We start from the raw sequence: 13,302 nt of genomic DNA, 5'->3' as shown, positions 1-13,302 counted from the left end.
ACTTCAGCTAACTTCACAGAATCCTCCTACCAATGTTCCAACGGGTTCACCTTTGACAGCGCGAACAATATTACCTGCTACCGACAGATCAAAAACGACTATCGGAATATTATTTTCCTTGCACAGAGCGATCGCCGTTCCGTCCATCACCCGCAGATCATGGGTCAGCACATGACCGTAGGTGAGACTTTGAAAGCGTCGCGCGTTAGGATTGTGAGAGGGATCGGAATCATAAACTCCATCCACTTTCGTCGCTTTAAACACCACTTCCGCATCGATTTCGGCAGCGCGCAGGGCTGCCGTGGTATCGGTGGTAAAGAAAGGATTACCCGATCCCGCACCAAAAACCACTACCCGACCTTTTTCCAGATGACGGATTGCTCGCCGGCGGATGTAGGGTTCAGCTAATTCCTGCATCGCAATCGCTGTTAATACCCTAGTCGGTACTTGCGCTCGTTCTAGGGCATCCTGCAAGGTCATGGCGTTCATGACTGTTGCTATCATACCAATATAATCGGCCGTGGCCCGATCCATGCCGGCTGAGGCGGCTTTCACCCCGCGAAAAATATTGCCTCCACCGACCACGATCGCCAATTGGATGCCTTGGTCAACCACTTCGGAGATTTCCTGGGCGATAGCGGAAACCACCATCGGGTCGATCCCATAGCCGAGATTGCCCATCAGGGCCTCTCCACTCAGTTTTAATAATACCCGCTTGTACGCCATGCCCTTACTACCACTCGCTAAAACAAGATCTAGATAATTTTTGTCTCCCCATAAGATAGCAGGTTTTGGCCTTGATTTAAGCTGACCAGTTCACTCTCCCCTGGGGCCGACAAGTTAAGATTAATAAATCTTTTCGTTGGGAAATTAGTATTTAGTGATACCTTTGTTATTAAGGGAAGCTTAGTTTTATAGAGAATTAATAACCGTGGTCAGCGATCGATTACTATTGGTTAACAAAAACAATCAAAAGGCCGCTAACATCGATACCTTTGATTGGGTCTATGGGTTTCAGGATGGAACTCGTCTGATGGGCAAGGTTTGCGGTTACTTAGATCCCGATAGTAATCGTCTTCTCGATCCCGAAAACTGCAGCGCTATCTACCAGAATGCCCAGGGACAAGTCCTTAGTCGTTGGCAAGGTGGAGATTTTATCGCTTTTGAACTAACCACCACTGGGGAAGATCTCCTGATCGTGGCTTCTAATGATAATTGTGTCAGTAATAGTCTCTGTTTGGTTTCGGGCATTAGTCGCAGCTGCGCCCAAGTTAGCGATGAAGGAAAATCCCTCGTCCGGGAGGTTTTTCAATACCCTGCTTGGTCTTTGCAAGACGATAATAGCAGTTCTAAGCCGGCTTTCAGTTGGAATTGTTCCGTATCTCCCTTTTTCCCCTTTGTTTCCCTGCGTTTTAATCTTCAGTCCACCAGCAGCAAAAAATTCTATCGTTGGACGGTTTCTCCCTATTTTCCCTTTTGTCCCCTCTTAGAAGTGGGAGAATCCCTTGCCTAATTAGCTTTTTCACTACGATAGTTTTAGAAGATTTCAACACATCAGGAATGGTTAAAACCGTAAGCTATCCCGTGCTATATCAGACTTAGGATGGCGTTCTTTTCGAGATATGCTATCGGCTAAATCCGCTTAATATGGTCGGGATTTTCGCTTAATTTCTCGATGGCAACCAACAAAGCGAAAAGTCTGACCGTTGCTGTGGACATAGGGTCCAAAAAGCCTTAAATGTCCCTAGAGATGTTAGAGCAGTTATCTTAATAGTGAGGTACGAAGTTTTCCGGCTCTCTTATTCTTTGTGTGATCTCGCGTAGCGAGCGCGTTGCGACCAGTTTAACTTACTAGAAAAGCGATCAATCTTTGTGTCCTCTGTGTCTGGAGTGGTTCCTTCCACCCCCTCGCTGGGAGGAATGTATCTTAGAATACATTTTACCCACCAAATCCAAGAGAGCCATAATTCATAATCCCTTCCCAAAATGCCTTCGCCAGAATCTGCTCCGTTGTTAGCACAACTGCAAAAAAAAGTCAATAGTTTAGATGTACCATTTTATGCGCCAGGGCATAAGCAGGGGGAAGGAATCGGGGAAGATTTAAGTAATTTACTAGGAAAAAGCGTCTTTAAAGCCGATTTACCCGAATTACCCGACCTGGATAATTTGTTTGCCCCGACGGGAGTGATTAAAGAAGCGCAAATTTTAGCAGCCGAGACATTTGGGGCAGATAAAAGCTGGTTTTTAGTCAATGGTTCCAGTTGTGGCATTATTGCGGCGATTTTAGCCACTTGCGGCGAGGGAGATAAAATTATTTTAGCGAGAAATATTCATAAATCGGCAATTTCGGGCTTAATTCTCTCCGGAGCGCAGCCTATCTTTATCAATCCCGAATATAATCCCACTATCGATCTAAATTTAAATATAACCCCCCAATCCCTCGCAAATGCCCTGAAACTTCATCCCGACGCAAAAGCGGTAATGGTAGTCTCTCCCACCTATCAAGGGGTTTGCTGTGACTTAAAAACTATCGCCCAGATTACCAATCATTATTCCATCCCGCTGCTCGTTGATGAGGCTCACGGGGCTCATTTTGCCTTTCATCCCGATTTACCTCCGGCTGCCCTCTCTCTCGGCGCTGATATGGCTATTCAGTCCACCCATAAGGTTTTAGGGGCCTTAACTCAAGCATCAATGTTACACTTAAAAAGCGATCGCATTAGTTCCGAAAAAGTCGATCGAGCCTTACAATTAGTTCAAACCACTAGCCCTAGTTATCTACTTCTCGCCTCCCTTGATAGTGCTAGAAAGCAAATGGCGATGCAAGGACTAGATTTACTGACCAAAACCCTCGATTTAGCCGCTACTGCCCGAAAAGAACTCGATAAAATTCCTAATATCTCTGTTTTAGACTTTCCCCATTCTATCCCGGGTTGTCACTGGTTCGATCGCACTCGTTTAACGGTAATCGTCAAAGATTTTGGCTTAACTGGTTACGAAATAGACGATATTTTGCGAGAAAAATACGCTGTCACGGCAGAATTACCGACTTTAAGCCAACTTACTTTTATTATCTCCATCGGCAATCATCGCGAACACATTAATCGCCTCATTACTGCTTTTCAATCCCTTCAATCCCCTTCCTCTACCAGTTTATCCCCCACTCCTCCTCCAGTCACGGGAAATCTGGCTATTTCTCCTAGAAAGGCTTTTTTTGCCCCTACAGAGATAGTATCCCGGAAAAATGCCCTCGATCGTCTTAGTGCCGATGTTATCTGTCCCTATCCCCCCGGTATTCCCGTTTTGATGCCGGGAGAGTTAATTTCTCAGGAAGTCCTCGACTATCTGCAAACTATTTTAGACCTCGGTGGCACGATTACCGGCGGTAGTGATGATAATTTGGCAACTTTTAGGGTTTTAAAATAATCGCAAAATTATCTGATATATTAACCGGAAAAAGGCAGTAATAGCAATGGCTCCAATGGCTGCCATCACGGCAATGATAGCAATTTCAGGAAAACTTAGGCCGTTTTGCAGTTGCGGAATTAACAGGAAGGCGAGGGTAATTGCTGCTAGAATCGGTAAATCTTTTCCTTCAATCACTTTTTTCAATAATGCCAAAACTAAGCCACCTAAGATCATAAAGGCGATGACAATTCCTGCCGAGGGAACTAAACTATTTAAGGCAATTACTAATAATGTCCCCTCAAATCCTGTAAAGGCAGCATTAGCGAAAGTTTCCCCAAGAGAAAAGCGGGAAGTTTTTCTCATCACCGGAGAAGCTGGGGGAATTGGAGAGGGTGGAGGAGATGGGGGAGGAGGATTTAAAGCGGTTAAAACTTCTTCACAGGATTGAAATCTATCCCGGGGATTTGCTAGTAACATTTTATTGAATACTCTTGCTAAATCTGCACTGATATTAGGGGCATAATTTTGCCAATTCCAGATCTGTTTTTGCGGATCGTATAGCTCGTCAGGATCGCGATTAGTTAAGAGCATAACACAGGTGGCTGCTAGGGCATATAAATCCGTGGCTGCCGATACCTGATTGCCTAATTGTTGTTCGGGAGGAGCAAATCCGGCTGAATAAATTGTTGTGGATTTCTCTTGTGTATTACTAGGGTTATTAGTTGCCTGTTTTACTGCCCCAAAATCGAGTAAATAGAGACGGCCATTTTGGGATCGCATGATGTTAGATGGTTTTATATCCCGGTGAATGGAACCATTTTCATGGATAAATTTGAGGATAAGAAGTAATTCTTTGAGAATGTTTTTGACTTCACTTTCTTGAAAGGGTTTTTGTTGCTGTTGGAGAATTTCTTCTAAGTTTTTACCATCGATATATTCCTGGGCCAGATAGAAAAATTGCTCTTCTTCTCCCGTTAATTGATTCTTGACTGTTAAAGGGAAAAAAGCATAGAGATCGGGGATTTGGGGATGTTCTCGGCCTAAATCTTCTAAAACGTGCGCTTCTTGAAAAAATAAGTTTTTCGCTTTTTCTAAAGCTTGCGGACTTAAATTACCAGAGGGTTGGAATTGTTTGATTACACATTTAGCTTTTTTGGGACTATAACGATCTACTGCTAAAAATGCCGCCCCAAATCCCCCTTGTCCCAATAGACGTTCTGGTAAATAACGTCCCCCCAAAATTAATGGCATCCCGCAAGTAATACAATATTTCTGCTCGATCGAGGTTAAGCGATTGCTATCGTCTAGGTCTAGGCACTGATTACGCGGTCTCGGACAGTGGGGACGCGTGCAAATAACTTCCATAATCACCGTTTCCCGTGGTACTGCTCTTAGTTTAGCTACTACCGGCAATTCGGGTTAAAATTTTTATTCTTGAGAAAGATTTAAAAAGAGGGTTCGTAGGCCGACACGGATTCCCATTCTACTACAAGGTTAGCAAAAATTTTAGAGTTTGTCAAGTCTTTGGCCGAAAAAAATTCAGCCAGATAAGGGCGGTTATCAATCGGGTCACGCATATCAGCCAAGGCAAGGGTTCTGGCCGCGGCGTTTTGATGCGCTTGAAAATATTGCTTTTTTTTCCCAAAGGCAGTAAACTCAAATGTATCGTAAATGTATTTCAGATGAATTATGACTCTATATCTAGTAGAGGATGATCGACAAGAAAGGACAAAAGAAGAGGTGAGCGAGATATTGGAGCGCATTGCCACAGTCGCATCAAAATCCCAGGGAGAGTTAATCGAAGCCCTAATCGGTGAAACAGAGGGGCGGTTATTCCTGATTATCAAAGCGATTGATCGCGCCTCCCTCGAACAAGTACTAGAAAACGCTGGGCTAAGTTGGCAACTAATCAAGGAAATGCGCTTGATTGGGCAGGACTTAGCCACTGTGCGAGAGCGCAAAGACAAAGCCAACTATCTAGTACAGTGGAATTTACCCCCGGGGCTAACGATGGAAACTTACCTGCAACGAAAAGCGGAGAAAACCCCCCTTTATGCTCAAGTGCCGGAAGTCAGTTTCGAGCGTACCTATGTTTGCGAAGACTTGAGTAAATGTCTCTGTTTCTACGATAGTCCCGATGAAGCGGCGGTAAAAAGAGCCAGAGAAGTGGTCGGCGCACCTATAGATAGTTTGACCTCGATTGAAAATATTCACCCCTAGGAGAGAACAATTATGCTCGATCGAGGCTCCGAAATCCTTTCTTTTCTGGAAGAAAGAGCCACTGACCTCAACAACGGTACAGCTAATCTCAACGTCGGTTCGGCCCTAACCAAGCTAGGAGAATCGGGCTGGTTCGGCTATGCTATACCTGAAAGCTTAGGGGGCCGGGGTGGCTCCTTATTACAGGCAGTAGAGGCGATCTCCGCTGTGTCCCAATGCTGCCTGACCACTGGTTTTGTTTTCTGGTGTCAGCGCGTCTTCATTCAATATCTGGCCGCCAGTAATAACACTTATCTACAAAACAAAATTCTACCGGCTGTTCTCAAGGGAGAGATAGCCGGAGCCACAGGACTCTCCAACGCGATGAAGTACCTCGGCGGTATCGAGGAGCTGCGTTTACAGGCAAAGATCGAGGGAGAAAACGTCACTGTTAATGGCTTCCTGCCCTGGGCCTCTAACCTTGACTCCAACGGAGAATTTATAGTGGCCGTTGCCGCTCAAACCACATCTGGAGAAACTCTTATCCTCGCCCTTCCCTCCTTCGCAGAGGGGTTAAAACGGGGTGAAGACCTACAATTATTGGGTTTACAAGCTTCCCGCACCAGTACCCTTGAATTCGATCGAGTTCAGTTATCTCACGACTGGATTATCAGCTTGGAAGCAGCAAAATTTTTACCCTCAGTCCGCCCCTGTTTCTTGCTGTTACAATGCGGACTGGCCCTTGGCATTACGCGTAAATCCCTTGGGGAGACAGAGAAAAGTTTAGGGGGAAAGGCAGCGGTAGCCAGCGATCGTTATTTCTTCGCCCGGGAGCGTCTGACTCGTCTAGAAAAGACAATCGAGCAATTCAGCACCCTAGAAAGCTTCGATCTCGCACGAACACGCCAACTATTCACCCTCAGAGTGGACATTACCCGGTTAGCGGTGGAATCCGTAGGGTTAGAAGCGGAAATTAAGGGAGGAAAAGGCTATTTCCGTAATAGCGACACGGCCCGACGGCTGCGGGAGGTCGCCTTTTTACCAGTGTTAACTCCGAGCCTGATTCAACTGGAAAGAGAGTTACAACGTCAGTCCGCTACCGATAAAATTCTCCCTGGCGAACTCGAGCGAGCGGGGGTGAGAGAATGAGTATCGCCACTGATTACCCCGTCCTCACCCTCAAAAATCTCCATAAACGCTATAAAACCCGCCATGGCTACCGTACCGTTTTTGAGGATATTAACCTACAGGTGCGCTCCGGTGAGGTGGTTTGTTTGCTCGGGGCTAGTGGTTGTGGTAAATCTACCCTCCTTGCTACCGCCGCTGGTTTGCAAAGTGCCGATGGCGGAGAAATACAATTGCACTCACGACCCCTACAAGCACCAGACATCCGCAGCTCGATCGTCTTTCAATCCCCCGCCCTTTTACCTTGGTTAACCGTTTGGCAAAACGTGGCTTTTGGTTTGAAATTAAAGCGGATGCCCCGCCTCGATCATCAGCAATTACGCGAAAGGGTTCACACCGCCGTTAAAAGCGTCAAACTAGAGGGCTTCGAGCGTGCCTATCCTCATCAACTATCCGGCGGTATGGCTCAGAGAGTTTCTCTAGCCCGCGTCCTCGCCCGGCGCCCCTCTCTCCTCCTCCTGGATGAGCCGTTTAGCGCCCTCGACGCGATCACCCGTTTCGAGATGCAAAAACTCCTCCTAGAAGTCATAGCTCTCTATCACAGCACGGTTCTCCTCGTTACCCACGACATCGACGAGGCCCTATTAGTAGCCGATCGAGTTCTTCTCATGGGCCGTCATCCGGTGGGCATCCGCCGAGAATGGACCATCTCGATGCCGAAACCCCGTTTCGAGTCAGCCAAGCTTTTGAGTGATCTACGCCAGTCAATTTTTCAAGAATTAGCCCTTGTCATGACACTGTAAATCCATGAACCTACACCATAATTGTGCTTGTTGCGGCATGAGCCGTCGAGATTTCCTGAAACTTTCGGCACTGTTTACCAGTTCCTTCGGAGCAGCGATCGCCGCCGATAATTGGAATCTCCCCGTTCACGCCAATGCCAACGATCAGCCTGTGAAAATCGGTTATCTACCGATTACGGATGCCGCCCCCCTATTGGTAGCCCACTCGCGAAAACTTTATCAAGCCGAAGGTTTAACTACAGAACAACCGCGCCTATTCCGCTCTTGGGCGCAGATTGTTGAAGCCTTTCTCGCTCGGCAGGTGAACGTTATTCATGTTCTTTTTCCCACCTCGATCTGGATTCGTTACGGGCGCAATTTCCCCGCTAAAATCGTCGCTTGGAACCATACCAACGGCTCAGCCCTCACCGTCCTTCCCGATATTGAAAATCCCAGGGAATTGGGAGGTAAAACGATCGCGGTTCCTTTCTGGTATTCGATTCATAATTTGGTCTTGCAACAACTCTTACAACGTAACGGGCTGAAAATAGTTCGCAAACCCAAGGACGCGCCGATCGCTTCTAACGAGGTTAATCTAGTGGTTCTCCCGCCCCCGGATATGGTATCAGCCCTCGCCAATAAGAGCATCGGCGGTTATATCGTGGCTGAACCTTTCAACGCGGCGGCGGAAAATCTAAAAACCGGTAGGGTTCTCCGTTTCACCGGCGATGTCTGGAAGAATCACGCCTGTTGCGTTGTCTTTGTTCACGAGGAGGATATTAGGCAACGGAAACAATGGACGCAGAGGGTGGTAAACGCCCTCGTTAAAGCTCAACTCTGGTCCCGGAGCAATCGCTCGGAAGTGGCCCGGATTCTCTCTAAAGATGGTGGAAAATATACCCCTCACCCGCTGCCAGTATTGCAACGGGCGCTTACTTACTACGATCGCAATTTCTACAAGAAAGACGGGGCGATCGAGAATCCAGCTTGGCAGGTCAACCGGATCGATTTCCAGCCCTATCCTTTCCCTTCCTATACGGAGGAACTGGTACGCTTGCTCAAAACCACTCAGGTAGAAGGAAATACGGATTTTCTCCAAAAACTGCAACCCCGACAGGTGGCCCGGGATCTGGTGGATGACTCTTTTGTCCGTAATGCCTTGCAACAGGTGGGCGGACCGAAAGCTTTCGGCTTACCGAATAATCTCTCCCGCATCGAGACGATCAAATTTTAAGGGTCCGAACCTATGAAGTCACAATCTTTGACCTCCCCGCCAAGAGCTTTACTACCCTTATGGGGTATGGGTTTTGGATTATTGCTCTGGTGGCTATTTACCAGTCCTCTATGGCACTCAAACCCGATTTTAAATGATTTTTCCCCTGAGCGATCTTTTGTCGCTTTATTACATCTTTTTGTTGGGGGGGAGATTATGCCCCATATCCTCACCAGTTGCCGCCGGGTTATTGTGGGCTTGGTTCTCGCTAGTGCCATCGGTGTGCCGTTGGGGGTATTAATCGGGTTGTATCGCTCCCTTGAATCGGCTTTGTCGGCCCTATTTCAATTTCTACGCATGATTTCGCCCCTTTCTTGGATGCCTTTAGCGGTGATGGTTTTGGGAATTGGTGATCTACCCGTGTATTTTTTGCTGACGGTGGCGGCTATCTGGCCGATCCTTCTCAATACGGCTGCTGGGGTTAATGCGGTTGATCGCTCTTGGTTGACTTTAGCCCGCAGTCTCTGTGCTACCCGAGGGGAAACGGTTTTCCAGATTATTCTGCCTGCGATCCTCTCCCATCTCTTAACTGGTTTCCGTTTGGCTATCGGTATTATCTGGATCGTTCTTGTCCCGGCGGAAATGCTGGGGGTTAGTGCGGGTTTGGGTTATTATATTCTCGATACACGCGATCGACTCGCCTATTCAGAGTTGATGGCAGTGATTCTCGTTATTGGCGCGATTGGTTATCTGCTCGATTGGGGTTTGCGTCTGGCCCATCGCTCTTGGACGCATCAAGATTAGCCTCTTGGTTCGACTATGGGGGAAGTGGGAAGTGGGAAGTCTTGGCGCTTTTCCTTAGTTAAAAGAGCGGGCCAGACGACTAACCCCAGTGTGTAATAACTGTTCCAAGCTTTGGCGATCGCTGATGGCTTGAAGATTGATCACAAAACAGGTTAAACCCAGTCCAAAGAGGATAAAAGTGGGGGCCATAACCACACCAATCATTAACCAAGTGGCGACGTGGAGAAACATGGTGACAGCGAACAACAAAGCTAGGGAAGCAATGGGGAAGATTTGACGGGTAGGACGACCGAAATAGAGAAAAAGAACTGTTAAAAGGGTGGTTACTAAGTTAGCGGGTACTAAAAAGGCACAAATCGAGACGCAATAGTTGCGGGAAAATTCAGCGAGGGTATTAAAATCTATCATTAATATTACTTTACAATTGCCTGAGTCTTAGTACTCTCGATTGTAGCGGAAAATTTACATGATCGGGATGAAGGTGACTAAAGGCTGTGGTGCCATAGATTTTCGAGAGGGAGCTAAAACGAGGATCGGGGTATAGATCCTCCAGTTATAATGAAATCTGGGAAAATGACACCGCCCCATCCCGAAAACTCTCACCCCTTGCTAGGTATAATCGATCGCAGGAAGAATTTTATGAGTAAATTTGTCTTTGTCACCGGGGGAGTTGTCTCCAGTATTGGGAAAGGAATTGTCGCCGCTAGTTTGGGAAGATTGTTGAAAAGTCGGGATTATTCCGTCTCAATTCTGAAATTAGACCCCTATATCAACGTGGATCCGGGTACGATGAGTCCTTTTCAACACGGAGAGGTATTTGTCACCGATGATGGGGCCGAAACCGACCTCGACCTTGGCCACTACGAACGTTTTACCGATACGGAACTCTCCCGTCTCAATAGCGTGACTACTGGCTCGATTTATCAAGCGGTATTGAATAAAGAGCGCCGTGGTGCTTATATGGGGGGAACTGTGCAGGTAATCCCCCATATTACCAACGAAATCAAGGAAAGGATTCTCCGGGTGGCCAAGGATACCAACCCCGATATTGTCATTACAGAAATTGGTGGTACGGTGGGAGATATCGAATCCCTGCCTTTTTTAGAAGCAATTAGGCAATTTAGGAAGGATGTGGGTCGAAATAACGTGGTTTATATGCACGTTACCCTAATTCCTTGGATTCCGGCCGCTAAGGAGATGAAAACGAAACCGACGCAACACTCGGTTAAGGAATTAAGATCGATCGGTATTCAGCCGGATGTGTTAGTCTGTCGTTGTCATCTACCCCTACAACCGGGGTTAAAAGAAAAACTCTCAGCTTTCTGTGATGTACCGGTGGAATCGGTGATTACTGCTCAGGATGCCAGCAGTATCTACGAAGTTCCTCTCAATCTGGAAAAAGAGGGATTAGCGCAACAAACCCTAGAATTATTAAACCTGGGTCCCCGATACCCCCATCTGGAGGAGTGGGAAAATCTCATCCGACAGATGCAATCCCCTAGTCAAAAATTAGAGATAGCTATCGTTGGTAAATATGTGCAATTGGGGGACGCTTATCTCTCGGTGGTGGAAGCCCTTAAACACGCTGCTATTGCCCTTGATAGCGAGATAGAATTGCGTTGGGTAAGTGCCGAAGATGTGGACAATGATTCGGCCGAAGCTCATTTAAGCGGTGTTGACGGTATTGTGGTACCCGGTGGTTTTGGTATTAGGGGAGTAGATGGCAAAATTAAGGCGATCGAGTATGCTAGGGTCAATAATATTCCTTTCTTGGGTCTCTGTTTAGGGATGCAGTGTTCGATTATCGAATGGGGTCGCAATGTGGCCCGATTAGAAAGGGCCAATAGTTCCGAATTTGAAGAGGATACACCGAATCCGGTGATTAATTTACTGCCAGAACAGGCAGATGTGGTGGATTTAGGGGGAACAATGCGCTTAGGTCTCTATCCCTGTCGTTTAAATCCCGATAGTCTGGCTTTCTCTCTCTACGGTCAAGAGGTTATCTATGAGCGCCATCGTCACCGTTACGAGTTCAATAATGCCTATCGTAGTCTCTTTTTTGAGACTGGTTATCTGGTGAGTGGCACTTCTCCCGATGGTCGTTTGGTGGAAATTATCGAACTACCAAAACATCCTTTCTTTATTGCTACCCAATTTCATCCCGAATTTCGCTCTCGTCCCAATAAAGCTCATCCTCTCTTTTATGGTTTCATGAAAGCGGCCCTCAAGGGTAGAGAGGAAAAGTTCTCCCTTATTAGTCAGCATTCGGCTATTAGTTAAGGTTTGCTGGTTCTATTGGCTCAAAATCTGTTTTTTTGGGGGGAAACCCCCGAAAATTTGTCATCTTAACCCCAGTCTGGCCTAGGGTTTTCCGAATTGACGTTGATAAACTACTTCTTCCTTGCCAGATTCCAGTTTAATATCGGAGCGAGGATAGGCCACACATAACAAAGCATAGCCCTCTTTTTGCAGGTCGGGGGATAATCCCATGCCCTCACCTTGTTCGACGCTACCCTGGGAAAGTTGAGCGGCGCAGGTAGTACATACGCCCGCATTGCAAGAACTGGGTAAGTCAATCCCGGCATCGTAGGCCGCCTGTAGTATAGTTTGATCTTCCCTAACTTCGATCGTTTGTATTTTTCCTAAATGAGAAATTTCTACTTTGTGGGTTGTGGTCATAGCTAATGAATGATGCTTTGAACTTCACCTATTTTATCATTCTAGATTGGGGGCTCTTCTGGTTTCTGTGTGGAAACGAGGTCTATACTGATAGTTTTTTTCCAAAAATAGTCCTAAAAGTGTTGCCTAGTAAGCATTTCACGATTCTATAAGCAAAAATTATCGACCCTGGTATGTACTCCCGTCACGAGGGTCTCTAGTTGCGCTTTTCCTACCGGGACTGCCGTGATTAACTTTGTCCAAGCTGTCATCCTTTTAACCACATTATAGCCGCGACTGCGGGCTAACTCATCCAAATGAGCGATCGCACTGTCCACCTCTACCCCCATCACCCGTTCTGACAGGTGTAGGTTTATTACAAAGAGGTGAGCAGTCACACACTCAAGGTGAGAAAATCAAGCTAGAGATTTAGAGGAGCATCGTGAAAGGCAATGCTGAAAAACAAATATCTCAAGCAGTGGTGGTGCATAGTATCAGAGCATCTACCCCATTTGTCAATACCGCAAGCTATCGGATTGGCAACTTGGAGCGGTGGTGATTCGGTAGTAGTGATGGCAGCTTAATCCTTTGCTTTGCTGTGCATTAGACCTCTTGCAAAAGTCTTAAGTCGATCCTTTTACAGCAACATTTTTGAAGATTATCAACTACTAATAAATAATTAACTGAAAGTCCCTCCCATTATTGTTTCTATCGTTTGTTTTCGGATTTATGCAAGAGGTCTAATCTAGGCGTTAAAGTCAATCTAACAATCCGTCGTAACCCACCGCTTTAGTCCACCGAAAGGATGTTTGATTTATGCTGAGAAATAAGATTGATCAGGTTTTGGAGAGGATGTGATGACTAGAATAAAAGCGCCATCCGATCCCCCCCAACCCCCCTTAAAAAGGTAGGGCTGTTTCATTCTCCCATCAGAATATCAAAAGTAAAAGCGATCACTATCAGGTAAAATGGGGAGTGACCGCCAACCTTTCAAATATATGTTGAGCTTAATAGAAAAACTAAAACAAGTCAAGGACTTTCGGAAAGATAAAGGAAAAAGACACCCTTTATGGATAGTATTAGTAGTAATAATACTGGGAACAATGCTAGGAT

At 46.4% G+C, this 13,302-nt stretch carries 13 protein-coding genes and 2 pseudogenes; 10 read left to right on the top strand and 5 right to left on the bottom strand.

The genetic code is table 11. From position 1 onward, the window contains the following. Positions 1-3 precede the first annotated feature (3 nt). On the bottom strand, positions 4-726 hold the full coding sequence (gene pyrH / locus PN470_RS12065) for a UMP kinase (RefSeq protein WP_002732255.1): 723 nt from the start codon (positions 724-726) through the stop codon (positions 4-6). Between the two features lie 205 nt (positions 727-931). Between pyrH and PN470_RS12060 the strand changes: the two genes are divergently transcribed. From PN470_RS12060 to PN470_RS12050, 3 genes and pseudogenes are all read left to right on the top strand, one after another. Then, positions 932-1,513: a hypothetical protein gene (locus tag PN470_RS12060; RefSeq protein ID WP_002746740.1), complete on the top strand. Its 582-nt coding sequence runs from the start codon at positions 932-934 to the stop codon at positions 1,511-1,513. Positions 1,514-1,527: 14 nt separating this feature from the next. Continuing rightward, positions 1,528-1,643: pseudogene (locus PN470_RS12055) on the top strand (RNA-guided endonuclease TnpB family protein); the annotation flags it as partial. A 343-nt stretch (positions 1,644-1,986) separates the two neighbouring features. Continuing rightward, complete coding sequence (locus PN470_RS12050; RefSeq protein ID WP_271939161.1) at positions 1,987-3,426, top strand: aminotransferase class I/II-fold pyridoxal phosphate-dependent enzyme; 1,440 nt, start codon at positions 1,987-1,989, stop codon at positions 3,424-3,426. Here PN470_RS12050 and PN470_RS12045 read toward each other — a convergent pair. After that, on the bottom strand, positions 3,418-4,773 hold the full coding sequence (locus PN470_RS12045) for a serine/threonine-protein kinase (protein ID WP_272104593.1): 1,356 nt from the start codon (positions 4,771-4,773) through the stop codon (positions 3,418-3,420). The two genes, PN470_RS12050 and PN470_RS12045, sit on opposite strands and share 9 nt — an antisense overlap. A 324-nt stretch (positions 4,774-5,097) precedes the next feature. On the opposite strand from PN470_RS12045, the gene PN470_RS12040 reads away from it, so the two are divergent. Genes PN470_RS12040 through PN470_RS12020 form a run of 5 tightly spaced genes read left to right on the top strand, consistent with a single transcriptional unit; the run spans position 5,098 to position 9,531 of the window. After that, positions 5,098-5,628 (top strand): DUF4242 domain-containing protein, encoded by a 531-nt coding sequence (locus tag PN470_RS12040; RefSeq protein WP_002753852.1) that lies wholly within the window; start codon positions 5,098-5,100, stop codon positions 5,626-5,628. 12 nt (positions 5,629-5,640) lie between these two features. Then, the gene (locus tag PN470_RS12035; protein ID WP_271939153.1) at positions 5,641-6,756 is read left to right on the top strand and encodes an acyl-CoA dehydrogenase family protein; all 1,116 of its coding nucleotides are present in this window, start codon (positions 5,641-5,643) and stop codon (positions 6,754-6,756) included. Further along, a complete protein-coding gene (locus tag PN470_RS12030; RefSeq protein ID WP_272104592.1) occupies positions 6,753-7,535 on the top strand; it encodes an ABC transporter ATP-binding protein in 783 nt (260 codons plus the stop codon). Before PN470_RS12035 ends, PN470_RS12030 begins: the two co-directional genes overlap by 4 nt. Before the next feature lie 4 nt (positions 7,536-7,539). Continuing rightward, a complete protein-coding gene (locus tag PN470_RS12025; protein WP_272104591.1) occupies positions 7,540-8,748 on the top strand; it encodes an ABC transporter substrate-binding protein in 1,209 nt (402 codons plus the stop codon). A 12-nt stretch (positions 8,749-8,760) separates the two neighbouring features. Next, positions 8,761-9,531, top strand: a complete 771-nt coding sequence (locus PN470_RS12020) for an ABC transporter permease (protein ID WP_272104590.1) — start codon at positions 8,761-8,763, stop codon at positions 9,529-9,531. A gap of 54 nt (positions 9,532-9,585) precedes the next feature. On the opposite strand, the gene PN470_RS12015 is transcribed toward PN470_RS12020, so the two are convergent. Beyond that, on the bottom strand, positions 9,586-9,939 hold the full coding sequence (locus PN470_RS12015; RefSeq protein ID WP_008203368.1) for a hypothetical protein: 354 nt from the start codon (positions 9,937-9,939) through the stop codon (positions 9,586-9,588). A gap of 231 nt (positions 9,940-10,170) precedes the next feature. Between PN470_RS12015 and pyrG the strand changes: the two genes are divergently transcribed. Then, on the top strand, positions 10,171-11,811 hold the full coding sequence (gene pyrG, locus PN470_RS12010; protein WP_272104589.1) for a glutamine hydrolyzing CTP synthase: 1,641 nt from the start codon (positions 10,171-10,173) through the stop codon (positions 11,809-11,811). Positions 11,812-11,892: 81 nt separating this feature from the next. Here pyrG and PN470_RS12005 read toward each other — a convergent pair whose 3' ends face one another. Next, positions 11,893-12,210 carry a 2Fe-2S iron-sulfur cluster-binding protein gene (locus tag PN470_RS12005; RefSeq protein WP_002732025.1) on the bottom strand — a complete coding sequence of 106 codons (318 nt, stop codon included), beginning with the start codon at positions 12,208-12,210 and terminating at the stop codon, positions 11,893-11,895. A 146-nt stretch (positions 12,211-12,356) separates the two neighbouring features. Then, positions 12,357-12,587 carry a DUF3352 domain-containing protein gene (locus tag PN470_RS12000; RefSeq protein ID WP_223210835.1) on the bottom strand — a complete coding sequence of 77 codons (231 nt, stop codon included), beginning with the start codon at positions 12,585-12,587 and terminating at the stop codon, positions 12,357-12,359. Between the two features lie 600 nt (positions 12,588-13,187). Between PN470_RS12000 and PN470_RS11995 the strand changes: the two are divergent. Continuing rightward, positions 13,188-13,302 (top strand): annotated as a pseudogene (locus tag PN470_RS11995) (ISAs1 family transposase); the annotation flags it as partial.

The organism is Microcystis sp. CS-574 (genome assembly GCF_028329095.1).
Taxonomy (GTDB): domain Bacteria; phylum Cyanobacteriota; class Cyanobacteriia; order Cyanobacteriales; family Microcystaceae; genus Microcystis; species Microcystis ichthyoblabe_A.
This window is presented reverse-complemented; position numbering and strand designations above follow the sequence as displayed.